At 68.3% G+C, this 23774-nt stretch carries 23 protein-coding genes; 15 read left to right on the plus strand and 8 right to left on the minus strand.

What is annotated here, in order from left to right; genetic code table 11:
- Positions 1–11: 11 nt before the first annotated feature.
- Positions 12–530: a hypothetical protein gene (locus N7I30_RS02000; protein WP_498636333.1), complete on the plus strand. Its 519-nt coding sequence runs from the start codon at positions 12–14 to the stop codon at positions 528–530.
- On the opposite strand, the gene N7I30_RS02005 is transcribed toward N7I30_RS02000, so the two are convergent.
- Entirely contained in the window at positions 518–1273 is a 756-nt protein-coding gene (locus tag N7I30_RS02005) for a transferase (RefSeq protein WP_475361534.1), read from the minus strand. The genes N7I30_RS02000 and N7I30_RS02005 overlap by 13 nt on opposite strands.
- A gap of 314 nt (positions 1274–1587) precedes the next feature.
- On the opposite strand from N7I30_RS02005, the gene N7I30_RS02010 reads away from it, so the two are divergent.
- The 4 genes from N7I30_RS02010 (at position 1588) to N7I30_RS02025 (ending at position 5282) form a co-directional block, all read left to right on the plus strand.
- Positions 1588–2487, plus strand: coding sequence for a metal ABC transporter substrate-binding protein (locus tag N7I30_RS02010; RefSeq protein WP_498636335.1), 900 nt, complete (start codon positions 1588–1590; stop codon positions 2485–2487).
- Between the two features lie 88 nt (positions 2488–2575).
- Positions 2576–3523, plus strand: coding sequence for a manganese/iron ABC transporter ATP-binding protein (locus tag N7I30_RS02015; protein ID WP_498636337.1), 948 nt, complete (start codon positions 2576–2578; stop codon positions 3521–3523).
- Positions 3520–4407: a metal ABC transporter permease gene (locus tag N7I30_RS02020; protein ID WP_024350188.1), complete on the plus strand. Its 888-nt coding sequence runs from the start codon at positions 3520–3522 to the stop codon at positions 4405–4407. The genes N7I30_RS02015 and N7I30_RS02020 overlap by 4 nt, the downstream gene beginning before the upstream one ends.
- Positions 4404–5282 carry a metal ABC transporter permease gene (locus N7I30_RS02025; RefSeq protein WP_498636340.1) on the plus strand — a complete coding sequence of 293 codons (879 nt, stop codon included), beginning with the start codon at positions 4404–4406 and terminating at the stop codon, positions 5280–5282. Before N7I30_RS02020 ends, N7I30_RS02025 begins: the two co-directional genes overlap by 4 nt.
- Positions 5283–5347: 65 nt before the next feature.
- On the opposite strand, the gene N7I30_RS02030 is transcribed toward N7I30_RS02025, so the two are convergent.
- From N7I30_RS02030 to N7I30_RS02045, 4 genes are all read right to left on the minus strand, one after another.
- Positions 5348–5491: a hypothetical protein gene (locus N7I30_RS02030; protein ID WP_498636342.1), complete on the minus strand. Its 144-nt coding sequence runs from the start codon at positions 5489–5491 to the stop codon at positions 5348–5350.
- 141 nt (positions 5492–5632) lie between these two features.
- On the minus strand, positions 5633–6214 hold the full coding sequence (locus N7I30_RS02035; protein WP_498636344.1) for a copper chaperone PCu(A)C: 582 nt from the start codon (positions 6212–6214) through the stop codon (positions 5633–5635).
- Positions 6215–6270: 56 nt separating this feature from the next.
- Positions 6271–6681: a hypothetical protein gene (locus N7I30_RS02040; protein ID WP_498636345.1), complete on the minus strand. Its 411-nt coding sequence runs from the start codon at positions 6679–6681 to the stop codon at positions 6271–6273.
- An 85-nt stretch (positions 6682–6766) separates the two neighbouring features.
- Positions 6767–7513 carry a siderophore-interacting protein gene (locus N7I30_RS02045; RefSeq protein ID WP_498636347.1) on the minus strand — a complete coding sequence of 249 codons (747 nt, stop codon included), beginning with the start codon at positions 7511–7513 and terminating at the stop codon, positions 6767–6769.
- A 374-nt stretch (positions 7514–7887) separates the two neighbouring features.
- Between N7I30_RS02045 and N7I30_RS02050 the strand changes: the two genes are divergently transcribed.
- From N7I30_RS02050 to N7I30_RS02065, 4 genes are all read left to right on the plus strand, one after another.
- Positions 7888–8760 carry a siderophore ABC transporter substrate-binding protein gene (locus N7I30_RS02050; RefSeq protein ID WP_370192385.1) on the plus strand — a complete coding sequence of 291 codons (873 nt, stop codon included), beginning with the start codon at positions 7888–7890 and terminating at the stop codon, positions 8758–8760.
- A gap of 76 nt (positions 8761–8836) precedes the next feature.
- Positions 8837–9808: an ABC transporter permease gene (locus N7I30_RS02055; protein WP_498636349.1), complete on the plus strand. Its 972-nt coding sequence runs from the start codon at positions 8837–8839 to the stop codon at positions 9806–9808.
- A gap of 91 nt (positions 9809–9899) precedes the next feature.
- Complete coding sequence (locus tag N7I30_RS02060; protein ID WP_498637097.1) at positions 9900–10820, plus strand: iron chelate uptake ABC transporter family permease subunit; 921 nt, start codon at positions 9900–9902, stop codon at positions 10818–10820.
- Positions 10817–11575 (plus strand): iron ABC transporter ATP-binding protein, encoded by a 759-nt coding sequence (locus tag N7I30_RS02065; protein ID WP_498636351.1) that lies wholly within the window; start codon positions 10817–10819, stop codon positions 11573–11575. The genes N7I30_RS02060 and N7I30_RS02065 overlap by 4 nt, the downstream gene beginning before the upstream one ends.
- Positions 11576–11678: 103 nt before the next feature.
- On the opposite strand, the gene N7I30_RS02070 is transcribed toward N7I30_RS02065, so the two are convergent.
- The gene (locus N7I30_RS02070; RefSeq protein WP_498636353.1) at positions 11679–12233 is read right to left on the minus strand and encodes a carboxymuconolactone decarboxylase family protein; all 555 of its coding nucleotides are present in this window, start codon (positions 12231–12233) and stop codon (positions 11679–11681) included.
- Positions 12234–12441: 208 nt separating this feature from the next.
- On the opposite strand from N7I30_RS02070, the gene N7I30_RS02075 reads away from it, so the two are divergent.
- Together N7I30_RS02075 and N7I30_RS02080 are read left to right on the plus strand one after the other, a co-directional pair.
- Positions 12442–13053: a TetR/AcrR family transcriptional regulator gene (locus N7I30_RS02075; protein ID WP_498636354.1), complete on the plus strand. Its 612-nt coding sequence runs from the start codon at positions 12442–12444 to the stop codon at positions 13051–13053.
- Between the two features lie 60 nt (positions 13054–13113).
- Positions 13114–13758: a DsbA family protein gene (locus tag N7I30_RS02080; RefSeq protein ID WP_491373742.1), complete on the plus strand. Its 645-nt coding sequence runs from the start codon at positions 13114–13116 to the stop codon at positions 13756–13758.
- Between the two features lie 63 nt (positions 13759–13821).
- On the opposite strand, the gene yghU is transcribed toward N7I30_RS02080, so the two are convergent.
- Both yghU and N7I30_RS02090 read right to left on the minus strand, forming a co-directional pair.
- A complete protein-coding gene (gene yghU, locus N7I30_RS02085; RefSeq protein WP_498636356.1) occupies positions 13822–14700 on the minus strand; it encodes a glutathione-dependent disulfide-bond oxidoreductase in 879 nt (292 codons plus the stop codon).
- A gap of 354 nt (positions 14701–15054) precedes the next feature.
- A complete protein-coding gene (locus N7I30_RS02090; protein ID WP_498636358.1) occupies positions 15055–17118 on the minus strand; it encodes a TonB-dependent receptor domain-containing protein in 2064 nt (687 codons plus the stop codon).
- Between the two features lie 626 nt (positions 17119–17744).
- Between N7I30_RS02090 and N7I30_RS02095 the strand changes: the two genes are divergently transcribed.
- Genes N7I30_RS02095 through N7I30_RS02110 form a run of 4 tightly spaced genes read left to right on the plus strand, consistent with a single transcriptional unit; the run spans position 17745 to position 23747 of the window.
- Positions 17745–19478, plus strand: coding sequence for an IucA/IucC family protein (locus N7I30_RS02095; RefSeq protein WP_498636360.1), 1734 nt, complete (start codon positions 17745–17747; stop codon positions 19476–19478).
- Positions 19475–21205, plus strand: coding sequence for an IucA/IucC family protein (locus N7I30_RS02100; RefSeq protein WP_498636361.1), 1731 nt, complete (start codon positions 19475–19477; stop codon positions 21203–21205). The genes N7I30_RS02095 and N7I30_RS02100 overlap by 4 nt, the downstream gene beginning before the upstream one ends.
- A complete protein-coding gene (locus N7I30_RS02105; protein ID WP_498636363.1) occupies positions 21202–22452 on the plus strand; it encodes an AMP-binding protein in 1251 nt (416 codons plus the stop codon). The genes N7I30_RS02100 and N7I30_RS02105 overlap by 4 nt, the downstream gene beginning before the upstream one ends.
- An 8-nt stretch (positions 22453–22460) precedes the next feature.
- Positions 22461–23747 carry a DUF6005 family protein gene (locus tag N7I30_RS02110; protein ID WP_498636365.1) on the plus strand — a complete coding sequence of 429 codons (1287 nt, stop codon included), beginning with the start codon at positions 22461–22463 and terminating at the stop codon, positions 23745–23747.
- Positions 23748–23774 lie beyond the last annotated feature (27 nt).

A 23774-nucleotide genomic window follows, 5' to 3' on the forward strand; every position in this document is an offset into this window, starting at 1 on the left:
TGGACCCGCCCATGCCGCTCGACATGGCCGCCGCGGCGTTCGGAAGCTGGGTCCCTTCACTGGTGGCCGACAGCCTCCGGCGCAGTGGCGAAACGCAACAGCCGAGCGAGGCCGTTATCGCAGCGCATCGGGGATTCCTCGCGGCCAACGAGCCCCGGGTCGCGAATCTGGAGATTCTCGCCGCCTATCTTGCGCCGGGGGCCTCGCTGCGGGAGGCGCCCGTTGCCGCCGATCAGCACGGCGTTGTGCCCTCCCTGCCGGACGCTCTCGCCGACCTCCTCGCCCTCACCCGCTCCGGCCTGGCCTCGGCCGACGAGGCGGTGCAGCTCTTCGCGATGCTGCGCCCCTTCACCATGGGCAATGGCCGCGTCGCCCGCGCCCTGTGGCTGTGGCGCACGATCCGCGAGCCCGGCATGAGTGCCGAGGCGCTCGCGGCCCTGTCGTTTCCGCAAACGCCGGCGTCAGCCGACGGAGACAGTGCCCCGGCGCTGACGGCTTACGTAGGCCATCCGCAGGGTCAGTGCGTGTAGGCCACCCAGACATTGGGTTCCGAATAGGTGCCACGCTGGCGTTCGACGTCGATGGCGACCGGCACCAGCCCGCCGGCCAGCGTATAGTCGCCCGAGGTCTCGAACCGCCGCCCCGCCCAGGTCTCCCAGAAGGCGATATGCTCGCTGACGACCATGGAGCGTTCGCAGGGGTGAACCACCCGGCCGCCTTGCGCGAGATGGCTGCGGAGCCAGGGATCGAAGCAACGGCCCCGCTCGTCCTGCCAGCCGATATAATCGGCCATGGACGCATGGGGATGCACGGTCTTGGCGGAGGGGCGCACCGGCGCAATCATCCGCTCGAAGCCATTGGCCTCGGCGATCCGGTGCAGTTCGCCGATCATCCGGAAGGCATAGCCCTTGCCGCGCTCGGCGACCGGCACCGAGATGGCCAGCGCGCCCAGCACATTGGCCTGGCTGCGGCGGCCGGTCCCGCCGGTCTCGACCAGCCAGTCCCAGCCTTCCGCCGGGAGTTCGGACAGATCTCCCGCGAACGCCACCGGCACGCAATTGGCCAGCGCGACCGGACGGCCCGTCGCCTCGTCGACGAGACAGAGCTGCAGGTCGGCATGGTCTTCCAGCAGCCTGTCGTAATGTTCGCGATGGGCCCGTGTATGGTTCAGGAAGCCCAGCGGGCCCCAGACGGCATCCTCGACCTCGACCGCCTGCCGGCGCAGCGCATCGCTGTCCGCCCGTGTCCGTACAACGAGTTCACTCAATGCCATGCCGTTTTCCGCCCGTTAACCATTCGCTCAAGTTCTAATCAAATCTTAATGATTCAGGCCAGCTTGAAATACCACGGGATCGCTCCAGCCGACTGTGCCGACGAAAGCTGATGCGAGGCCGTCCAGACCGTACGCATCGGCGGTGATGGCGAGGATGACTGCGGGATGTGAAGGGCGGTGCCACGGAGCCTTTGGAGGCCTACATCCCGCAGACGCCACCGCGGCCTTCACGGAACCCAGTTGCAAACGATTTGCACTTGCAAAAGTCGGAATTGGCAGGCAGCGTGCACCGACCGACAGAGATTGGAGACCCCATGCCGTTCGTTCGAACGACGATCCTCGCCGCCTTCGCCGCAGCGCTCCTGGCGACGGGCGCCACCGCGCAGGAGCGGCTCAAGGTCGTGACGACCTTCACGATCCTGTCCGACATCGCGCAGAACGTGGCCGGCGAACATGCGGATGTGGTGTCCATCACCAAGCCCGGCGCCGAAATCCACGGCTACCAGCCGACGCCGCAGGACATCGTGCGGGCCAGCGGCGCCGACCTGATCCTGTGGAACGGTCTCAATCTGGAGCGCTGGTTCGAGCAGTTCGTCGCCAATCTCGGCGACATGCCCTCGGCCACCCTGAGCGACGGCATCGCGCCGATCTCCATCGCCGAGGGCGATTACGAGGGCCTGGCCAATCCGCATGCCTGGATGGGGCTGGAAAACGCGATGGTCTATGTCGACAACATCAGCGACGCCCTCGCCGCAAACGACCCGGACCATGCCGACGCCTACCGGGCGAATGCCGAGCGCTACAAACAGCAGATCACGGAGACGATCGCGCCGCTGCGCGACCGGATCGCCGCCATCCCGGAAGACCGGCGCTGGCTGGTCACCTGCGAGGGCGCGTTCAGCTATCTCGCCCGCGACTTCGGCATGAAGGAGCTGTATCTGTGGCCGATCAACGCCGACCAGACCGGCACGCCGCAGCAGGTGCGCAAGGTGATCGACGCGGTGCGCGAGAACGACATTCCCGCCGTGTTCTGCGAGAGCACCGTCAGTTCCGCGCCGGCCGAACAGGTGGCGCGCGAGACCGGCTCGACCTTCGGCGGCGTCCTCTACGTGGACTCGCTGTCCGGGCCGGACGGGCCGGTGCCGACCTATCTCGACCTCCTGCGGACCGACGCCGAGACGATTGCCGACGGCCTGGCAGTGGACAGCCAGTAACCGCCTCTCCATCTACGGTGGCGAGCCGCGGCGACCTTCGCACGACGGCTTCCCCATCCGAGCAGCCAAGGGATCTGACAGGCACCCCATGACCATCACGCGCGAGACGTCTGACGTAGCGGACGACCGGCCAGCCGGCAGCACTGCGACCGGCGACGGAATCTCGGCGCACAACGTGACCGTGACCTATCGCAACGGCCATACCGCGCTGCACGACGCGACCTTCCAGATCCCGCGCGGCACGATCACCGCCCTGGTCGGCGTCAACGGCGCCGGCAAGTCCACCCTGTTCAAGGCGATCATGGGCTTCGTGCCGGCGGCGCGCGGCGAGATCACCCTGCTCGGCCGTTCGGTGAAGCAGGCGCTGCGCGAGAACCTTGTCGCCTATGTGCCCCAGTCGGAAGAGGTGGACTGGGCGTTCCCCGTCCTCGTCGAGGACGTCGTGATGATGGGCCGCTACGGCCATATGGGCTTCCTGCGCCGCCCCGCCGCGGCCGATCGCGCCGCCGTCGACCAGGCACTCTCCCGCGTCGGCATGCAGGATCTGCGGCACCGCCAGATCGGCGAGCTCTCCGGCGGCCAGCGCAAGCGGGTCTTCCTCGCGCGGGCCCTGGCGCAGGACGGCCAGGTGATCCTCCTCGACGAGCCCTTCACCGGCGTCGACGTGAAGACCGAGGAGCAGATCGTCGCCCTCTTGCGCGAGCTAAAGGCCGAAGGCCGGGTGATGCTGGTCTCCACCCACAATCTCGGCTCGGTGCCGGAATTCTGCGACCGGGTCGTGCTGGTCAAGGGCACGGTGCTGGCCTACGGGCCGACCGCGGCGATCTTCACCCGGCGCAATCTGGAGCGCGCCTTCGGCGGGGTGCTGCGCCACGTGACGCTGGCCGGTGCTGCCCTGCACGACGACGACGACCCGCGCGAATTGTCGATCATCACCGATGACGAGCGCGCCTTCGTCCATTACGGCGAGCCGCGCGCCACAGCCGCGCCGCCCAAGACGTCCGACAAGGCCCCGCAGGACGGGGAGCGGCGATGATCACCACGCTGCTCGAGCCGTTCCAGTACAGCTACATGACCAACGCCATGTGGGTCTCGGCCCTCGTCGGCGGCGTCTGCGCCTTCCTGTCGGCCTATCTGATGCTGAAGGGCTGGTCGCTGATCGGCGACGCGCTCAGCCATTCGGTCGTGCCGGGCGTTGCCGGCGCCTTCATGCTCGGCCTGCCCTTTTCCCTCGGCGCCTTCATCGCCGGCGGGCTGGCGGCCGGCGCCATGCTGTTCCTGTCGGGGCGCTCGGGCCTGAAGATCGATGTCATCATCGGCATCATCTTCACCTCCTTCTTCGGGCTCGGCCTGTTCATGGTGTCGATCAGCCCGGTCTCGGTGTCGATCCAGACCATCGTCATGGGCAACATCCTCGCCATCACGCCTGAGGACACGCTGCAGCTGGCGATCATCGGCCTCGTCTGCCTCGTCGTGCTGCTCGCCAAGTGGAAGGACCTGATGGTCACCTTCTTCGACGAGAACCATGCGCGCTCGATCGGCCTGCGGCCGGACCTCCTGAAGGTGATGTTCTTCATGCTTCTGTCGGCGGCGATCGTCGCCGCGATGGTCACCGTCGGCGCCTTCCTCGTCATCGCCATGGTGGTGACGCCCGGCGCCACCGCCTATCTCCTGTCGGACCGGTTTCCGCGGCTGATCGGTCTGTCCGTCGCCATCGGCGCCGTCACCAGCTTCGTCGGCGCCTATCTCAGCTACTTCCTCGACGGGGCGACCGGCGGGGTGATCGTCACCCTGCAGACGGTGATCTTCCTCGTCGCCTTCGTCTTCGCGCCCAAGCACGGGCTGATCGCCGCCCGGCGCAAGGCCGCCGCCGCGCTCGCCACGCCGCGGCCGGATGCCATCCGGGAGGAAGCGGCATGAGCCTCGAGCAGCTTCTCCTGCCGTTCCAGTTCCCGTTCATGCAGAACGCCTTCTGGATCGTCCTGATGGTCGGGCCGCCGACCGCCCTCCTCTCCTGCTTCCTGGTGCTCAAGGGCTGGGCGCTGATGGGCGATGCGGTCAGCCACGCCACGCTGCCGGGCGTCGTCCTCGCCTGGGTGCTCAACATCCCGCTGATCGTCGGCGCCTTCGTCGCCGGCATGACCTGCGCGCTGCTCACCGGCTATCTGTCGCACAACAGCCGGGTGAAGCAGGACACGGTGATGGGCGTGGTCTTCTCCGGCATGTTCGGGGTCGGCATCATCCTCTACACCTCGATCCACACCAACGAGCATCTCGACCACGTCCTGTTCGGCAACATGCTGGGGATCGGCGCCAAGGACCTCGTGACCTCCGGCACCATCGCGCTGGTCGTCTCGGCGCTGCTGCTGCTGAAATGGAAGGATCTGCTCCTCCATGCCTTCGACCCGGCGCAGGCGCAGGCATCGGGGCTCAACACCAGCCTTCTGCACTACGGATTGCTCGCCAGCCTGTCTCTGACCATCGTCGCGACGCTCACCTCGGTCGGCCTGATCCTCGCCGTGGCGCTCTTGGTGACGCCGGGCGCCATCGCCTTCCTCCTGGTGCGCAGCTTCGGCCGGATGCTGATCGTCTCGGTCGCGGTCTGCGTATCGGCAATGCTCATCGGCACCTATCTCAGCTTCTTCCTCGACAGCGCCCCGGCGGCGACGATCGTGCTGGTGCTGACGGCAATCTTCATCGCGGCCTTCGTCAACCGCCTGCGCACCACCCGCCGGCACTCGCGCCGCGCCCGCGAGGACGCGCCTGCCATGCTGGCACCCACCGCAGCGGAGTGACGCGGGTCGGCCTCTAGGCATCACCGGCCCGGCAATGGCGGACCGGTGACCTCTGCCATCTGTGATCAGGCCCGTCCGCGCCGCCAGAACCGGCTCAGCGCCAGATCGAGCGCCAGCATCACGATCAGCGACAGGCCGACCAGCGGAAACAGCACCCCGCCGATCGCGAGGATCGCCAGCAGGCCCGCAAAGACCCGGCGGGACGCCATGGCCGATCCTGCGATCGCTGACGGAGGAAGGAGGAGCGGCCTGGACGCGCTCCGCGCGGGGACCGCGAGACGGCGCCGTGGCGCGGCCTCGCGATCCTTCGTCAGGCGCAGTCCGCAGGCTGCGTTCGGAGAGGGTGCGGCCTAGTGCTGGTGCGGTTCGGCGCCGTCGCTCATGGCGTCGTGTCCGCCCGCATCGGCCGGCATGTCGCCGGCACCGTGCGACATCGCCGCGCCGCCATGCTGGCTGTGGTCCATGGCGGCCGGTGCCCGGGCGCCGATGCCCTCCACCGCCAGTTCCATCTCGACCGGACCGGCCTTTTCGAACCGCAGGGTCAGCGGCACGCGGCTGCCTTCGGTAAGCGGCTCCGTCAGGTTCATGAGCATGAGGTGATAGGCGCCGGGCTCCAACGCGACCGTGGTGCCGGCAGGCACCGCGACGCCATCCTCGAGCCGGCGCATCTTCATGATGTCGCCATCCATCTCCATGGTGTGGATCTGGACCTCGCCGGCGATCGGCGTCGCGCCGCCGAGCAGCCGGTCATCCGCCGTTCCGTGGTTCTCGATGACCATGTAGCCGCCGCCGACGGCGGCGTTGGGCGGCGTGGCACGGCTCCACGGATGGGCGATGGTGATGTCGCCGACCTTGTAGTCATGGGCGGAAGCGGCCGACAGCAGGCCGAGCGTGAGGGCTGCTGCGGCAGCCAGCGTGATGCGAAGGGACATGGAAGTCTCCATTTGAACAGGACAGGCAGGGCCGCGACGGATGTCGGGCCGTTTGTTCAGACGGAGAGAAGCGGTGGGCCGCGTTGCAAGGCGAGCCCCGGCGGCGGCGCGCGCGGGCCGAGGGCGGTGGCTGACGGCGTCCAGGCCACGACCGCGTCGGTGGCGCTGGCGGCGATCGCGTAGGAGGCGAGATCGGCCATCGCCGGCAGGGCCGGGCTCTGGCCGGATCCGGCCGCGGACGGGCAATCGACGCAGCAATCGTGTTCGGATGGGTCACCCGCCGGAACCGACCGCGTCTCGAAGCCGTCGCCGACGCAGATGACGGTCACGCCGGCCGCGGCGGACGCGTCCATCCTGGCGCAGGCAAAACCCGATGCCGCCGCCTGACCCAACAGAAGCTGGGTCAGGATCAGCATGGCCGCGAGGGCCGCGGATCGGTCCGCAAGGAAGCGCCGGAGCGTCGTCATGCCCGGCAGATATCACGCGATCCGCGGCAGGGGTAGCTGCCGGACCCGGCTTTCGTCGATGCAGACCGGGTGCGGATGCCGGTGCTCAATCGTCGAATTCCTCGTGGCTGTCCTTGGTGCCGAGCTTCCAGTAGCCGCTGGATTTCAGCCATTGCTTGGGATGGCCCCAGACGTCGGTCACATGGGCGCGGACGGCCTTGGCGACGCGGCTTTCCGCCGCGATCCAGACGAAGCCCTCGCCCTCCGGCAGCGACAAATCGGCCAGCGCCGCGAGAACCGGCGCGGGATCGGAGGCGGCGGCAAGGGGCCGGTGCACCCAGAGCGGCCGATGTGCGGCCCGGGTCGCAAGCGCCTGCTCTTCCGCCGGCCCTTCGACCGCGACCAGCGTGGTGACCGGCGTGCCGGGCGCGAACTCTTCCAGCCGCCGGCCGATCGCCGGCAGCGCGGTCTCGTCACCGACCATCAGCCACCAGTCGAAATCATGCGGCACGATGGACGATCCGCGCGGCCCCCCGATCTGCAGGCGATCCCCCTCCTTCGCCGAGCGCGCCCAGAGCGTGGCCGGGCCGCCGTCATGCAGCGCGAAATCGAGGACCAGCGACTGCGTCTGCGCATCGTAGCGGCGCGGGGTGTAGTCGCGCATCGCCGGCTCGCCGTCGGGCTGCGGAATGAACAGCTTCACATGGTCGTCGGCGGACGGGCTGTGAAACCCCTCCAGCTCCTCACCGGTCAGGGTCATGCGGAGCATGCCCGGCGTCGGATATTCGACCCGGCTGACCTCAAGGTCCCGTCGCCGCAATTCATGGCGAACGCGAATGATCTCGTGCTTCATGCGGCACTGCTTCCCTGTCTGTCATTGCGGCGGCGGGCCTCGTCGCCCCAGCCCGCCCGGCCGGCACGGCGCCATGGCCACCGCCCGATCTTCCGGGCCGCCATAGCCCGGACTAAACATGATTTCAATTCTCAGGTTATGTGGAAGTGTTGCGGAAACTTGCCGGCCCGCGCCCGGCTCCCGAGGCGCCACTAATCTTGACAATGATTTTCATATTATCCACTCAGCCCTGTCGGCCCGCCGTCCGGCAGACTCGCAAAGGATCAGACATGTCCGCATTCCAGCCCGTTTCGGCCCGCTCTGGGGCGCCATCGTCTCGCCGCCCCCGCCTCTTGTCGTACCTGGTGGCGGCCTGGTGCGCCCTGGCGCTGTCCATGGCGCCGGCGCTCGCCCAGGAGCCGGCATCCGGCGAGATGACGGTCTCGACCTATCGCGGCGACGTCGTCATTCCGGCCGAGCCGAAGACGGTCGTCGTCTTCGACATGGCGTCTATCGATACGCTCGACGCGCTGGACGTTCCCATGGCCGGCCTGCCGGCCGCGCCGTTCCCGGACTATCTCGCCGATTATGCCGGCGACGCCACGCCGAAGGTCGGCTCGATCTTCGAGCCCGATTTCGAGGCGGTCGCCGCCCTCGCCCCCGACCTGATCATCGCCGGCGGGCGCTCCAGCGAACAGACCGAGGCGCTGGCACGGATCGCGCCGACCATCGACATGACCGTCGATGCCGGCAATCTCCTCGCCAGTGCCTTCGAGCGGATCACCACGCTCGGCGCCATCTTCGGCAAGGCCGACCTGGCGGAGCAGCGGATCGCGGATCTGCAGGGCCGGATCGCGGCGCTGAAGGAGACGTCGGCCGGCGTCGGCACCGGCCTCATCGTCATGACCACCGGCAACCGCATCAGCGCCTTCGGCGCCGGCTCGCGTTTCGGGCTGTTGCACGCCGAGTTCGGCGTCACGCCGGCGGACCCGGGCCTCGAGGCCGCCAATCACGGCGAAGCGGTCTCCTTCGAATATATCGCCGATACCGATCCGGACTGGCTGTTCGTGATCGACCGCGACGCCGCCATCGGCCAGGGCGCCGCGGCGGCGCTTCTGCAGAACGAACTGGTCGAGAACACCAAGGCGTGGCGTTCTGACCATGTCGTCTATCTGAACCCGGCCACCTGGTATCTCACCGCCCCGGGCCTGACCGCGCTCGAGACCAATGTCGAGCAACTGACGGCGCGCTTCGACAAGGGCTCCTGACGCGAAGGGGCCCCGCCCCGACGCACGCTCCTTTTGCGCCCTGCCCCGTCCCGCGTCGGCAGCAACCACGACCGCCATGTCCCATTCCCGCATCATCGCTGGCCTGATCGCCACGATCGTCCTCCTGGCTCTCGCCAGCGTCTTTGTCGGCGCCGGCGCATTGTCGGCAGGCACGCTCGTGGCCGGAGGACTGGACGCGGATGGCCTGCGGCTGCTGCTGGTCAGCCGGATTCCCCGCACGCTCGCGGCGCTGCTCGCCGGGGCCGGCCTCGCCGTCGCCGGCCTGATCATGCAGATGCTGTCGTCGAACCGCTTCGTCGAACCGTCGACCGTCGGCACGACGGAATCGGCGAGCCTCGGCCTCCTCGCGGTGACGATCCTCGCCCCCGGCCTCCCGGTCTTCGGCAAGATGCTGATCGCCGCCGGATTCGCGCTGGCCGGCACGGCGCTGTTCATGGCGATCATCGCCCGGCTGCGGCTGCGCTCCGGCATGCTGGTGCCGCTGGTCGGGCTGATCCTGTCGGGCATCATCGGGGCCGGGGCGAGTTTCCTCGCCTATCGCGTCGATCTGCTGCAGTCGCTCGGCGCCTGGGTGAGCGGCGATTTCTCGATGGTGCTGCGCGGCCGCTACGAACTCCTCTGGATCGCCTTCGGCCTGACGATCCTGGCGGTCTTCGCCGCCGACCGCTTCACCCTCGCCGGCCTCGGCCGCGACGTGGCTACCAATCTCGGCCTCTCCTACGAGCGCGTCCTGGCGCTCGGCCTCGTCGTCGTCTCGCTCGTCGCCGCCGTCACCATCGTGTCGGTGGGCAGCATCCCCTTTGTCGGCCTCGTCGTGCCGAACCTCGTCTCCATGCTCGTCGGCGACAATGGCCGGCGCACGGTGCCCTATGTCGCCCTGTCGGGCGCGGCGCTGGTGCTGGCCTGCGATCTCGTCGGGCGGCTGGTGCGGGCGCCCTATGAAATCCCGGCCGGCACGATCATGGGTGTTCTCGGCGCCTGCGTGTTCCTGGCGATCATCTTCCGCCGGAGGCCGAGCCTTGGTTGACCTCGGCGCCACCCACGGCCGCACAGGGACCGCCGGCGCGACGACGCCGCCCCGGCGGAGCGACCGGCCCGAACATGTCACGCTCCTCGTTCTGGCGGCGCTGGCGATCCTCGCCTGCGTCCTCTTCCTGACGCTCGGGGCGCGCGGCAACTGGTCGTTCGTGCTGCCGTTCCGCGGCGCCAAGCTGGCGGCGATGCTGCTGGTCGCCCACGCCATCGCGACGTCCACCGTGGTGTTCCAGACGATCGCCGGCAACCGCATCCTGACGCCGTCGATCATGGGCTTCGACGCCCTCTACCGGCTGATCCAGACGCTGCTCGTGTTCCTGACCGGTGCCGCCACCACGGCGGCGATCGCTCCCGCCGCGCTATTCACCGGCGAACTCCTGGTCATGGTGCTGTTCGCCTGCGGCCTCTACGGCACGCTGATCGGCGCCGGCACGCGCGACATCCACCGGCTGCTCCTGGTCGGCGTCGTGCTGGGCATCCTGTTCCATTCCGCCGCCGGTCTCATGCAGCGGCTGATCGACCCGAACGACTTCGTCGTCCTACAGGACCGGCTCTTCGCCAGCTTCAACACCATCGAGACCGATCTTCTGGGCATCGCCGCCGTGCTGATCGGCGGCGCCAGCCTTGCCCTGTGGCGCATGACCGCGACGCTCGACGTCCTGTCGCTCGGCCGCGACCGCGCCATCTCGCTGGGCATCGCCCATCGCCGCGCCGTCATGCTGGTGCTGGCCACGGTCGCGGTGCTGGTGTCGGTCTCCACGGCGCTGGTCGGCCCGGTCACCTTCTTCGGCCTGCTCGTCGCCAGCCTGGCGGTCAGCCTCGTCGGCGCACGCAGTCACCGCCTGACCATGACCGCGGCCTCGCTGATTGCTGTCATCTGCCTCGTCGGCGGCCAGACGCTGCTCGAACACGTCCTGCATTTCGACACGGCGCTGGGGATCGTCGTCGAGTTCGCCGGCGGCCTCGTCTTCCTCGCCCTCATCCTGAAGAAAGGCATCGCATGATCGAGGCCGAGCACCTGACCAAGCGCTACGATCGCGCCCTGGTGGTCGACGGCGTCAGCCTGTCGCTGCCGGCGGGCGGTGTGACGGCGATCATCGGACCGAACGGCGCCGGCAAGTCGACGCTCCTGTCGATGATCGCGCGGCTCCTGCCGATGGATGGCGGCCGCGTTCTCGTGGACGGCCTCGACGTCACCCGTACCAAGGGCGACGAACTCGCCAAGCGGCTGGCCATCCTGCGGCAGGAGAACGGGCTGTCGGTGCGGCTGACCGTGCGCGATCTCGTCGGTTTCGGCCGCTTTCCCCATTCGAAGGGCCGGATGAGAGCGGCCGACCACGCCAAGGTGGCCGAGGCGATTACCTATCTCGATTTGTCGGATCTGGCCGAGCGCTATCTCGACGAACTCAGCGGCGGCCAGCGCCAGCGGGCCTTCGTCGCCATGGTGCTGGCGCAGGACACCGGCACCATCCTCCTCGACGAGCCGCTGAACAATCTCGACATCCGCCATGCGGTGGCGATGATGCGGCTGATCCGCCGCGCCGCGGACGAACTGGGCAAGACGATCGTCGTCGTCCTGCACGACATCAATTTCGCCAGTGCCTATGCCGACCGCATCGTTGCCATGTGCGACGGAAAGATCGCCCATGAAGGCCCCGTCGCGGCGGTGATCACCGAGGCGGTGGTCGAGGCGGTGTTCGGCCTGCCGGTGATGATCCGCGAGATCGAGGGCCAGCGCACCTGCCTGTTCCGACGCTGAAATGACGACGGCCGAAACGACGACGGCCCGTCATCCCGAGGGATGGCAGGCCGCGCGTTCGGCGACGGGACAGGCTTGTCCCGGCGTGCTCGCTGACCGACGCTCAGGCGCCCTTCTGCCAGGCGAATTTCTGGAACGGCTTGTCGACCGGGGTCTGCGCCAGATGGTTGGTGTAGTTCGACATCACCTTCTGCGAATAGCCGAGCACCACTTCGAGAATGTTGCGCTTGGTGAAGCCGGCATCGAGGAACGCCTGCACCTTCGCGTCATCGACATTGCCGCGATCGCGCACCACGCTGAAGGTGAAGTCGCGCAGCGCCTCGAGCCGGGCGTTGGGCAGCGGGGTCTCGTTGCGCAGCGCCTCGGTGATGGCGTCGTCGACGCCCATCGCCTTGGCGATGCCGGTATGGGCCGGGACGCAGTAATGGCAGTTGTTCTCGACGTTGACCGTCTGCCAGACAACGGTGATCTCGTCCTTGTCGAAGCTGGAGTTCAGGAACAGTTCGTGGACCTGCTGATAGGCGTCCAGCAGACCCGGCGCCTCGGCCATCACCGCATGCAGGCCCGGGATCATCCCGAAGGCCTTCTGGGACTTGGCGAGCAGCGGCTTGCTGTCGTCCGGCGCGGTGGTTTCGTCGTGCAGGGTGAAGTCGGCCATGATCGCTTCCTGATGTCGATGCCGGACGGCTGTCCGGAATGTCTGCGGGTCCGAGGGGGCGGTCCGCGTTCCGGCCGCCGTACGATGAGCCGGAAGCTAATCATCTTGAGCGATCGCTCAAGTGGCGAATTGAGCAATCACTCAAACTTGAAGAGGGCGCGGTCTAGCGGTACAGACAGGCTGCCTTGCGCGACCTACATTGGACGACATGAAACGCAGCCGCCCCAATGCCCGGCCCTACGACCGCGACGCCGCCCTCGATGCCGCCCTCAGGCTGTTCTGGGCGAAGGGTTATCACGCGACGTCGCTGAAGGATCTGGAAGCCGCGCTGACGATGAAGCCTGGCAGCATCTATGCCGCCTTCCGGAACAAGGAGGCGTTGTTCCTGGCGGCGCTGGAGCGCTATTTCCTGCGCAACCGCGCCGGCCTCGCCGCGCGGCTGGCGACGGCGCCGACGCCGATCGCCGGCCTGACCGACTATCTGCGCGCGCTGGGGCGCGGCGAACTCGGCGAGGACCCGGTCCATGCCTGCATGCTGGTCAAGACGCTGCTCGACGCGACGCCCAACGATCCGGTGATCGCCAATACGGCGCGGCACTATCTCGACCTGATGCGGGCCGAGATCGCCGCCGCCTTCGAACGCGCCAGGACGGCTGGCGAGATCCCGGACGATGCCGATGCCGAGCGGCTGGCGACGCGCTTCCAGTCCGACGTCACCGCCCTGCGCATCGAGGCGCATCGCGGCACCGACCGGGCGGCGCTGGCGCAGCTGGCCGACGGCATGGCGGCGGATATCGCCCGCCAATGCCAGCCGGCCTGACCGGCAGGCGCCGCGACACCCCTTTCAAACCCGACCCGCAACGACAGATTGGCAATCGACATGACAGACGGTCTGCAGGCGATCTATTTCGCCGACCCCATGTGCTCCTGGTGCTGGGGCTTCGCACCGACCATCGAGACGATCCGTAAGACCTATGGCGACGCCTTGCCGGTCCGGGTGGTGATGGGCGGCCTGAGGCCGGGCACGGAAGAGCCGATGACGGCGCAGTCCAAGGCGGAAATCCGCAATCACTGGCAGCATGTGCATGAGCGCTCGGGCCAGGCCTTCGACTTCGATTTCTTCGAGCGGGACGGCTTCGTCTACGACACCGATCCGGCCGCACGGGCCGTGGTAGCGGTCCGGGCCGAGAACCCCGAGCTGGAACTGCCGTTCCTCGAGCGCGTCCAGCGCGCCTTCTACGCCGAGAACCGCGACGTCACGCAGGCGGAGACCCTGGCCGATCTCGCCGAGGAGATGGGTCTGGAGCGCGAGCCGTTTCTGATGCGGCTCGAGTCCGAGGCGGTGCGCGATGCAACGCGCCTCGATTATGCCACCTCGCGCAATGCCGGGGTGCAGGGCTTCCCGACGCTGGTCGTCGGACCGAATGCCGAGGGCACCTACACGATGCTGACCCACGGCTATCGCGGGGCGGACGAGCTGATGCCCCTGGTCGCGAAGGTGCTGGAAGCGCACGGCGCCAGCTAACTCTTCTTTTGCAGGAAACCCGGCGGCCATACAGAGCCGCCGGGTGTGCATCGGTGTTCCGCGCTATTTCGCGGCGGGCGCGATCTTGTCCTGCGTCTTCGTGTCGAAGTCGGACGCGTCATGGCGCTCGTGGAGCTGGCTCGACGGCTCGCCCATCACGCGGTTGACCATGCGGCCGCGCTTGACCGCCGGGCGGGCATAGACCGCCTCGGTCCAGCGCTGCACGTTCTTGTAGTCCTGCACCTGCAGGAACTCGCCCGCATCGTAGAGCAGACCCTTAGCGAGCGCCCCGTACCAGGGCCAGATCGCCATGTCGGCGATGGTATATTCGGGCCCGGCGACGAACTCGTTGTCGGCCAGCCGGCGATCGAGCACGTCGAGCTGGCGCTTCACCTCCATGGCGTAGCGATTGATCGGGTATTCGTACTTGACCGGCGCATAGGCGTAGAAATGGCCGAAGCCGCCGCCCAGGAACGGCGCCGAGCCCATCTGCCACTGCAGCCAGGACAGGCACTCGGCCCGCGCGGCCGGGCTGGTCGGCAGGAAGGCGCCGAACTTCTCGGCCAGATAGATGAGGATCGCGCCGGATTCGAACACGCGGATCGGCTCCGGTCCGCTGCGGTCGTTGAGCGCCGGGATCTTGGAGTTCGGGTTGATCTCGACGAAGCCGCTGGAGAACTGGTCGCCCTCGCCGATCTGGATCAGCCAGGCGTCGTATTCGGCGCCGCTGTGGCCGGCGGCCAGAAGCTCCTCCAGCATCACCGTCACCTTCACGCCGTTCGGCGTCGCCAGGGAATAGAGCTGCAGCGGATGCTTGCCGACCGGCAGCTCCTTGACATGGGTCGGGCCGGCGATAGGGCGGTTGATGCTGGCGAACTTGCCGCCGCTTTCCTTGTCCCAGGTCCAGACGGCGGGCGGCGTATAGTCGGCATTGTCGGTCATCGACATCTCCATTTTCGAATTTTTGCGGGTGAAGGGCGACCGGGTCCGGTGGCTGGCGGCGGTCGGTCGCGCCGACCTGCCGTTTTCAGGAAGACCGCGACGGATCCCGGGAACGGGTCCTTGCGCCTTGCAGCTCACTATAGGTGCGCGGCCGCGCGTCTCAAGCGAACGATGCGGCGCGAACGGCAACGGAGCGTCACCGTCGGGCAGACGGCGGCACCGCTCGCCCGCGGGTACGAACGCCGCCGCGATGGCGTCCGGCTAACGCAGAAAGGGCCGGGAAGTCTCCTCCCCGGCCCCTGTCCATGATGGGATCTTTCGGTGCGGCGAGCCCTTCGCCCGCCGCCCCGTTGATCAGAACTCGATGCGGGCCGAGACGCCGAAGGAGCGGCCGGGGCTGCGCAGCGGCACGACGGTGGAGAATTCCTGGCCGTAGGTGGCGCGGTCGGAATAGGTCTCGTTGAAGATGTTGTCGACCTTGGCGCGCAGCGTGACATTGCTGAGCTGGGGCGGGACGTATTCGACGAAGGCGTTGACGACGGCGTAGCTTTCCAGCGGCTGCACGCCAGCCGGGTCGGCACCGTTCTTGGCCGGAGCCTCTTCCTCGAGCGCGAACTCGGCATCGGCGCCGAAGGTCAGGCCGTATTCGTCGACCCGCTGGACCAGGGCGAGGGTGAAGATCTCGCCCATCGGCACGGTGAAGTAGTTACCGACATAGGAGTCGACACCGCTGCCGTCCATTTCGGTGGTCACGCTGGTGAAGCCACCGCGCACATTGCCGGTGCCCCAGTCATAGCCAGCCGTCAGGTCGAAACCGGTGCTGGTGAAGTCGTGGGTCAGCGACGGGCCGCCGCGATAATCGGGCGTGCGGCCATTCTCGATGTCGGTGCGGAACAGCTGACCGTCGAGCATGAAGCCGGCATAGCGGAATTCGAAGCCCGCGAAGCCGTTGTCGCCGCGCACCGGATCGATGTCGGTGTAGATCCAGGCCGGGTTCTGGATGAAGGTCTCGGCCAGGACGATGCCGCCGAAGACGCTGGAGACGCCGGCCTTCAGGGCGAAATGGTCGGTCAGGGCATATTTCGCCGAAGCGTTGCCGCTGGCGCCGGTGTTGCGCTGGTCCCCGCCGTTGGTGCCGGTGAAGACCTGGTGGTCGATACGGCCACCGAAGGAGAGCGACAGCTTGTCCGTCGGGTCGAGACGGGCCTGCGCGAAGGCGCCGATATTGTCGGCCTTCTCACCGGTCGAATAGGTCGCGTCGTAGAAATCCGCGGTCTCGCGATAGACGTCCACACCGGCGTTCACCGACCCCATCTCGAGATGGAATTCATTGGCGAAGGTGGCGTTGAAGCTCTCGGCCTTGGCCTCGTAGCGGGCCTTGTTGCCGCTGGGCACGCCGCCGAGCAGGATGTCTTCCTCGGTTTCCAGATCGGTCGTGCTGTAGGCGAGCGTCACCTTCGGGTCGAACCAGCCGGTCGCCTGCGTGTTCTCGTAGGAGAAGACGACGTTCTGGCGGTCGAGATCGTAGATGCGCGTATCGGGAACCGGACGGCCGCCGATGATCGAGCCGATATTGGCGCGATAGGGGCGCACGCCGTCGTCGGTCACGCGTTCGTAGCTGAACTCGAAGCGATCGCCCGACAGGCCCTCATAGGCCACCTTGCCGAGACCGCTGACGAGGCCGGCGCCGGTGCCGGTCACGGTGCGGCCGTCGCCATCCTCGTAATCGTCGCCGTCGACGCGGTTCAGGAAGCCGAGCACCTCGAAGCCGTTGGAGCGGGCATAGCCGGCGCCGAGCGTGCTGAAGGTGTCGCCATTGGTCTGGAAGCCGCCTTCGACATAGCCGCCCCAGTTGCGTCCGTCGCGCAGCAGGTCGTCGACATCGACGGTCTCGTAGGCGATCGCGCCGGCCAGTGCGCCCGGACCGGCGTCCGCTGCGGCCACGCCGGCATCGACGCGGGCCGCCTTCAGCAGCCGCGGATCGATGACGTTGGTGGCGTTGTGGTGGAACAGCTTGTTGTTCTGGCGCGCCCCGTCGATCGACACGGCGAGGTTGGTCTCCTCGATGCCGTGGACATAAACCTTCTGGTTGGTCGCGATCGTGCCGCCGACCGACACAGCGGGCTCGCGGCGGAAGAGGTCCTGCACCGTCTGCGGGCGGAAGGTCTCGATCTCGGTGTAGTCGACGACGGCGACGGTGTTGCCGTCCGCGATGGACTCCTCGCTGCCGCCGGAACCTGCCACGACAACTTCGCCGAGCATGACCGTTCCGGTCTCACCGGTGGCGGCGGTGGCCTGCGTATAATCGCGAGCCGGCGATTGCGCGAAAGCCGTGCCGGCCGCGAAGACACAGATGACGGGACTGACCGTCAGGAGAAGCATGCGGCGCAGCGAGGTCGTCGCCCGGTCGTCGGTCATCGATCATTTTCCTTTACTCGAACCATGGAAACACGCGCTCGGCACCGTGGCGGACAAGTTGCGTGTGAGAAGATGCGTTACGAAACATGACTCGTAGAATCAACTTTGTATATCGCCGTTGCGACCGCGACACGCCGACTGTGGCAAAACTGCACGGACTCTGGAATCGTTTTAGGAAAGGCCTTTGAGCCGTCAGATGACGGGTCGCCGGGCGTCCCGCGACAACGTCACGGCGTATTCCCGCCCTGCAATCGCCACACTGCCTTCCCGGCAAGGTTGCGACCCAAAGTTCCCGCTCCGCTTCCTCCGCAGCCTGCCTCTACCAAACATGATTCTTTTGATCATGTTTATTGTCACGGGGCGGGAAGCCGGTTAGGCAACGCCACGCAATCGGGCGGCACGCGGGTGCGGCCCGGACGCTTGCCCGGAGAGGATCAATGGCTCAGCGCGACAGAATGGTCGGTGACGGAACGGATTCGGACCCCCGTCCGCAATCCGGGCCCGCGCCTTTGATCGTCGCGCGTGCACCGGATGATGCCTCCCGTCCGATCGGCGCCGAATCGGCATGGCGGCGCCCCGCGGCCTATGGTCCGAGGCTCGCCCCGACCCTCGAGCCGAGCTGGACCGTGGCCGAACGCGCCGCGTTCCGCGCCTTCGCCAATTGCTATCTGCGCGAGATCGATGCCGGCCGCTTCGTCGCGCGCGACGGACCGGCGCCCTCCTCTATCGAATGGCAACTGACCGGTCAGCGCCGGCGCCTGCGTGCCGCCCTCGCCTATCGCTCGCTCTGCGGGGCGCATGAATTCGGCCTCGTGCAGGCCGCCGATCTCGGGGACGGACGCTTCCGCTCGATCAGCTGGCTGACCGGCATCCAGCTGATGATCGCCGAGGCGAGCGAGCGCAATGGCGGCGCTCTGGCGGGCAGCGCCAACAGCGCCGCGCTTCTCTCCCGGGTGATCCAGAGCATCCGCGCAACCGACGCCAATCTGACGCGCGCCCGGACCACCGTCCCCGGCCACGATTTTCTCGCGACGGAGCAGTCGCTGGTCTATGGCCACTGGCTGCATCCGACGCCGAAGAGCATGGAGGGCATCACGCCCTGGCAGCGGCAGATCTACGCCCCCGAAGCCGGCGGCCGCTTCCAGCTCGTCGCCTTCGCCGTCGACCGCCACCATGTGCGCGAGGACCATGCCTATGGTCCCAGGCCGACCGAGATCGCCGCCAGGCTGGCCGGCGACGACCTAGCCAGATGCGGACTGGGCGATAGGGAGGCCGTCCTCCTCATGCACCCGCTGCAGGCGGAATATCTGCAGCTCTCCCCCCATGTCGCGGCGGCGCGCCGGGACGGCATCCTGCGGCCGCTGGGGCCCGTGGGGCCCGACTTCTTCGCCACCTCCTCGATGCGGACGGTCTGCTCGGCCGATGCCGGCTATCAGCTCAAATTCTCACTGCCGGTGCAGATCACCAATTCGGTGCGGCGCAACGGCCTTGAGGAGATGAAGGCGGGCGTCGCCATGGCGCGCTGGCTGAAACGGCAGGGCGCCGATGCCGAAGCCGGCAGCCTGTCGTTCCTCCCCGACCCGGCCTGGGTGACGGTGGAGCTGCCCGGCCAGACCGACACCGGTTTCGAGACCATCTACCGCGAGACCGTCGCGCCGGATGCGGAACCGCCGGTGATGGTCGCGGCGCTGACGGCCGCGCCGGTCCGGCCGCGCCCGTCGATGCTGAAAGGCCTGATCGCGCGGCTCGCCGCACGCGACGGCGCGACGCCGCAGGCCACCGCGGCCCGCTGGTTCGACACCTATCTGAAAGCCAGCGTGGAGCCGGTCGTCGGCTTCTTCGACCGCACAGGCATCGCGCTGGAGGCGCATCAGCAGAACTGCCTCTTGCGCCTCGCCGACGGCTGGCCGGTTGGCCTCGTCTATCGCGACAATCAGGGCTTCTACCTGTCGGAGGCCGAACGGCCGGCGATCTCCGCCGGCTTCCCGGAGGCGATGGGGATCGACGGGCTGTTCTTCCGCGAGGAGGAGATCGTCGGGCGCCTCACCTACTACCTTCTGGCCAATCAGGTCTTCTCGGTCATCGCCCGGCTCGGCGAGGACGGGCTTCTGCCGGAAGACGCCGCCCTCGGACAGTTGCGCCTGACCCTGCAGACACTGGCTGGCCGCACATCGCGCGGCGGCCGCCGCTTCTGCGACACCGCGCTTGCGGCGCCCGATCTGGTGCTCAAGGCCAATCTCGGCCTGCGGCTGGCCGATACCGACGAACTCGCGAGCCCCACCGGCGCCGGTGTCTACACGCGCTGGCCCAATCCCCTCATTGCGCCGGGCTCGACCCGGCCGCAACGGCTGGCCTCATGACACTCGTGCTCGATCTTCCCGGCCCTGACGGCGCCGCGCCCCGCGTCCTGGCGCAGCTCGTGTCGGCAGCCCTCTACGAGGGTTTGCTGACGGTCGAAGCCGAGGGCGCCCCGGCTCGCGACGGCCGCAGGACCGTACGCCTCGGCGCCGCCGGTCTCGTCATCGACGCGGAGCTCTATACCGGCGCCTTCGGCCGGCCGCGCGTCGTGCCGGGCACCGTGCGGCTGAACGGCCTGCCGGCGCCCGCCGATGCCGCGGCATCGATCATCGCCGCGCTCGTGCCCGAGCCGGCGCGCCGCACGCGCCTCCAGGACGAGTTCGCCCGCACGGCCAGCGGCCTCGCCCACGCCATTCGTGTCGCCCCCGCCAATCGCCGCGACCTGGACTTCGCCCGGCTCGATTCGGCGATCTACGAAGGCCATCCCTACCACCCTGCCTTCCGGGGCCGGCTGGGCTTCAACGACGCCGACGACATGCGGTTCGGGCCGGAAGCCAAGGCCGGATTCCAGCTTCGCTGGCTGCTGGTCCGCGACGACCGGCTGCATCGCAGCGGACCGGATCTGCGCGGGCCGGACGGCTGGGCCCAGTTGGCCGGGCCGGTGGTGGCCGCGATGGCGCTGGACCGCGTCGGCGCGGAGGCGGCGCCGCAATGGCAGCTTCTGCCGGTCCATCCCTGGCAATGGCGCGCGAAAACCGCCGCCATCGTTGCCCCGGCGATCGCGCTCGGCGAGGTTCACGACCTCGGCGTGGCCGGCGAGAGCTACCGCGCCACCCAGTCGCTGCGCACACTGGTCAATCTCGACCGTCCCGACGCGCCGCACCTCAAGCTGCCGCTGGCGGTGGTGAACACCTCCGTCGCGCGCACGCTCGACCCGCACTGGGCGCTGGCCGGTCCCGCCATCTCCGACTGGCTGGCGACGCTGGTGGCGAACGACCGCTGGCTGAGCGATGGCGACTGCCTGGCCGTATTAAAGGAAACTCGGGCGGTCGTCTTCGACCGGAACGGCACCGAAGCCGAACACACCGGCGCGATCTGGCGCGACAACCCCGCCGCCAGGCTGGCGCCGGGCGAAGAGGCGGTCCCGCTCAACGCCCTCTTCGCCATCGAGGCCGATGGCGACCCGTTCGTGGCGCCCTGGATTCGCCGCTACAGCTGCGCCGGCTTCGTCACGCAGCTCATCGAGGTGGTCGTACGACCGCTGGTTCACCTGCTTCTGGCCTACGGCCTGGCATCCGAGGCGCATGGACAGAACCTGGTGCTGATCCATCGCGACGGATGGCCGGTGCGGATCGCCCTGCGCGACTTCTCCGACAATCTGGAATGGGTGCCGGACTTCCTGCGCGGCGCACCACCGCTGCCCGATTTCACGGCGATCGACCCGCTGTTCGCCGACCGCACGCCCAACCGCTTTTACTGGATGCAGGACGTGGAGGAGCTGCGCTGGCTGTTCACCGACGCCGTGCTGATCTTCTCGCTCGCCGACTTCGCCTTCCTGGTGGAGCGACGCTACGGCCACACCCAGAAGGCCTTCTTCGACCAGATCCTGTGCCTCGTCACCAACCACGCCAAGGCCCTGAAGCTGGAGCAACGGGCCGACCGGCTCGGGCTGCACGCGCCGACCGTGGTCACCGACCGGCTGCTTTCCGCCAAGCTCGGACACGCCGCCGAAAGCCCGCTCGTCGTTCCCAATTCCCTTGCCCGCAAGCCCTGGGAGGCCCTGGCATGATCCGTTTCGATGATCGCGACTACGATTTCGCCGCGCTGCTGGCCCTCGCCGCCCAGATGCAGCAGGGCGGCCGGCTGGGCAGCACGCTGCACGGCACCCATGCCGTCTGCCTGACCGATCCGGCCGAACTGATGGCGGCATTCCTGCTGATCCGGCAGGAGGGCGGCAGCGTCATGCCGCTGCACCCGGCGACGCCGGCAACGGCGGCCCGGCGCATCGCGCTCAGCGCCTGTTGCGACACGCTGACCTTCGGCCGTGCGCCGGTCGAGGCGCTGGAGCCCGACGCCCGCCAGGTCGAATTCGGTCATCGCCTGATCCAGACCAGTTCCGGCACGACGGGCGAGGCGAAGATCATCGCCCGGACCTTCGAGGACATCGAGGCCGAGATCGAATCCTATGTCGGCTTCTTCGAGGGCGCCCATGACAAGGTGCCGGTGGTGGCCTGCCCGATCAGCCATTCCTACGGCCTGATCTGCGGCCTTTTGGCCGGTGTCGCCCGCGGCGTGACCCCGCTGGTGCTGTCGCCGGACAATCCGAAATACGTCCTCTCCCGCATGGCCGAGATGGAGCGCCCCCTCCTCTACGCGGCGCCGGCCTTCCTCAACGTGGCGGCCCGCTTCCTGAAGCCGGGCGAGACCATGCATGCGGCGATGACCTCCGGCACGCTGCTGCCGGCGCCGTGGTTCGAGGCGATCCGCGCGAAAACCGGCACGCTGTTCCAGCAATATGGCTGCTCGGAAGCCGGCGTCGTCGCCGTCAGCGAGGATCTCGTCGCAGCGAACGAGATGGGCCGGCCGCTGCCCCATCACCGGGTGCAGGCCGGCACCGCCGCGGAACCGGCGGAGATCATCGTCGACACGCCGTGGGGCACGGTCGGCACCCGCGATCTCGGCCATCTGCGCGACGATGGCGTTCTCGTCTTCGACGCGCGTCTCGACGACACGATCATCGTCTCCGGCCTCAACGTCTATCCGCGCGAGGTCGAGGACGTGGTCATGGCCATGCCGGGCATCGACGACGCCGTGGTGTTCGGCCTGGACGACGCCTTTGCCGGCGGGCGCGTCGCGCTCGTCTACACCGGCGCCGACGACGTCACCGAGGCGGCCATTGCGCAATGGTGCGGCACGCAGCTCGCCGGTCACCAGCGCCCGCGCGAGATGCGCCGCGCCGCCGCGATCCCGCGCGGCGGCACCGGCAAGATCAGCCGCCGCGAGATCCGCAGCCTCTACACCGAAGACCGACTCTAGAGATCATCATGGACCAGCCCGCAGCACCCTCCCTTCTCGACACCGTCCGCATGGTCCTCGCCGAGGAGATCCGGCATCCCGGCATGGAACGCTTCGCCCTCGCCGCCCGGCTGCGCGAGGATCTGGGGATCGATTCCGTCATCCTGATGGAGCTTCTGGTCCGGCTGGAAACCGGCCACGGCTTCGAGGTGCCGAAGACCGCGCTGGACAGCGCCCGGCTGATCACCATCGGCGATCTCCTCGCCCAGTTCGGCCCCGACCAGGCCGGCACGGATCTCGCCCCGCGGCCGCGGCCGGCGATCGATCCGGCGGCCGGGCGCGCCGAGGCCCGGGCGGCGGCCGGCGTGCATGGCGAAATGCCCATGGACATCAAGGTCCATTGCTATGTGAGCTGTCTCTGCGACGGCTTGAAGCGCCGCGACGGGATCGACCACCGCCCCTTCTACGCGGCCATCCCGGATTCGCCCTTCGCCCTCGATGACCGGATGCGGATCCGCTACCACGCGGCCGGCATGACCCATGGCGATTTCCGCGACTGGTTCGCATCGCTCTACGGCGCCACGATCACGCCGGTCGCGGATGCCGACACGCTGCTCACCGCCGCGGCGTACCCGGTCAATGGCATCGACACGATGGTGATGGTCGACCTCCACCGCCTGCCGGAGCGCGAGAACCCGTTCGACCGCGATCCCTTCCCCCATTACGCGCTGCTGGCGCCCCATGACGAGCCGGGCAAGCTGCTCATGCGGGATGTCGATTTCCGCTGGGAAGGGCCGATCGCGGCGGACCGGCTCGCCGCCGCCATGGCCAGCCCGCATGTCTCGGGCGGCTTCCTGATCGACCATCGCGATAGCCGTCCACCGGAGCCGGCGGCGCTGGCCGCCTTCTTCCGGTCGGTGATCCGGCTCGACGTGAACCCCTTCGCGACCGGGCTCAGACGCGTGCTCGCCGCCCATGCCGGCGCCCGCGCGACGCGGCCGCTGGCGGATCTGCCGGAGGCCGTCGCCGAGCTGCCGATCCTGGTGATCCGCAAATATGCCTATGAGCATGTCATCGCCTATTTCTGGCGCACGCTCGGGCGGGATACGGCGAGCTTCGATTTCTGGGCCGACGAGATCGAGCGTCTGGTGCAGGGCTATCGCAGCGCGCATTTCGAATGCGCCAAGCTGGCGGCCGGCCAGGCGCCCGTCGACACGACCCAGCTGGAACGGCTGATCACCGGCCTGGAAGCGCTGGAAGGGGCGATCAAGGCGGAGATCCTGCGCTGCACGAGCGAGCTCGAACAGGCGGCCTGAGTTCCTCCCGCGGGGCCCCCGCCGCGA

This window comes from Aurantimonas litoralis (assembly GCF_026153195.1).
Lineage (GTDB): Bacteria > Pseudomonadota > Alphaproteobacteria > Rhizobiales > Rhizobiaceae > Aurantimonas > Aurantimonas coralicida.

What these genes read in the sequence shown, in the direction of transcription:
- N7I30_RS02055 (WP_498636349.1), top strand. Translation starts at nt 8,837, where the DNA reads ATGTCCCATTCCCGCATCATCGCTGGCCTGATCGCCACGATCGTCCTC.
- N7I30_RS02020 (WP_024350188.1), top strand. Translation starts at nt 3,520, where the DNA reads ATGATCACCACGCTGCTCGAGCCGTTCCAGTACAGCTACATGACCAAC.
- N7I30_RS02005 (WP_475361534.1), bottom strand. Translation starts at nt 1,273, where the DNA reads ATGGCATTGAGTGAACTCGTTGTACGGACACGGGCGGACAGCGATGCG.
- N7I30_RS02070 (WP_498636353.1), bottom strand. Translation starts at nt 12,233, where the DNA reads ATGGCCGACTTCACCCTGCACGACGAAACCACCGCGCCGGACGACAGC.
- N7I30_RS02035 (WP_498636344.1), bottom strand. Translation starts at nt 6,214, where the DNA reads ATGTCCCTTCGCATCACGCTGGCTGCCGCAGCAGCCCTCACGCTCGGC.
- N7I30_RS02025 (WP_498636340.1), top strand. Translation starts at nt 4,404, where the DNA reads ATGAGCCTCGAGCAGCTTCTCCTGCCGTTCCAGTTCCCGTTCATGCAG.
- N7I30_RS02030 (WP_498636342.1), bottom strand. Translation starts at nt 5,491, where the DNA reads ATGGCGTCCCGCCGGGTCTTTGCGGGCCTGCTGGCGATCCTCGCGATC.
- N7I30_RS02050 (WP_370192385.1), top strand. Translation starts at nt 7,888, where the DNA reads ATGGCGCCGGCGCTCGCCCAGGAGCCGGCATCCGGCGAGATGACGGTC.
- N7I30_RS02010 (WP_498636335.1), top strand. Translation starts at nt 1,588, where the DNA reads ATGCCGTTCGTTCGAACGACGATCCTCGCCGCCTTCGCCGCAGCGCTC.
- N7I30_RS02110 (WP_498636365.1), top strand. Translation starts at nt 22,461, where the DNA reads ATGGACCAGCCCGCAGCACCCTCCCTTCTCGACACCGTCCGCATGGTC.
- N7I30_RS02075 (WP_498636354.1), top strand. Translation starts at nt 12,442, where the DNA reads ATGAAACGCAGCCGCCCCAATGCCCGGCCCTACGACCGCGACGCCGCC.
- N7I30_RS02000 (WP_498636333.1), top strand. Translation starts at nt 12, where the DNA reads ATGCCGCTCGACATGGCCGCCGCGGCGTTCGGAAGCTGGGTCCCTTCA.
- N7I30_RS02065 (WP_498636351.1), top strand. Translation starts at nt 10,817, where the DNA reads ATGATCGAGGCCGAGCACCTGACCAAGCGCTACGATCGCGCCCTGGTG.
- N7I30_RS02080 (WP_491373742.1), top strand. Translation starts at nt 13,114, where the DNA reads ATGACAGACGGTCTGCAGGCGATCTATTTCGCCGACCCCATGTGCTCC.
- N7I30_RS02040 (WP_498636345.1), bottom strand. Translation starts at nt 6,681, where the DNA reads ATGACGACGCTCCGGCGCTTCCTTGCGGACCGATCCGCGGCCCTCGCG.
- yghU (WP_498636356.1), bottom strand. Translation starts at nt 14,700, where the DNA reads ATGACCGACAATGCCGACTATACGCCGCCCGCCGTCTGGACCTGGGAC.
- N7I30_RS02045 (WP_498636347.1), bottom strand. Translation starts at nt 7,513, where the DNA reads ATGAAGCACGAGATCATTCGCGTTCGCCATGAATTGCGGCGACGGGAC.
- N7I30_RS02090 (WP_498636358.1), bottom strand. Translation starts at nt 17,118, where the DNA reads ATGACCGACGACCGGGCGACGACCTCGCTGCGCCGCATGCTTCTCCTG.
- N7I30_RS02105 (WP_498636363.1), top strand. Translation starts at nt 21,202, where the DNA reads ATGATCCGTTTCGATGATCGCGACTACGATTTCGCCGCGCTGCTGGCC.
- N7I30_RS02015 (WP_498636337.1), top strand. Translation starts at nt 2,576, where the DNA reads ATGACCATCACGCGCGAGACGTCTGACGTAGCGGACGACCGGCCAGCC.
- N7I30_RS02100 (WP_498636361.1), top strand. Translation starts at nt 19,475, where the DNA reads ATGACACTCGTGCTCGATCTTCCCGGCCCTGACGGCGCCGCGCCCCGC.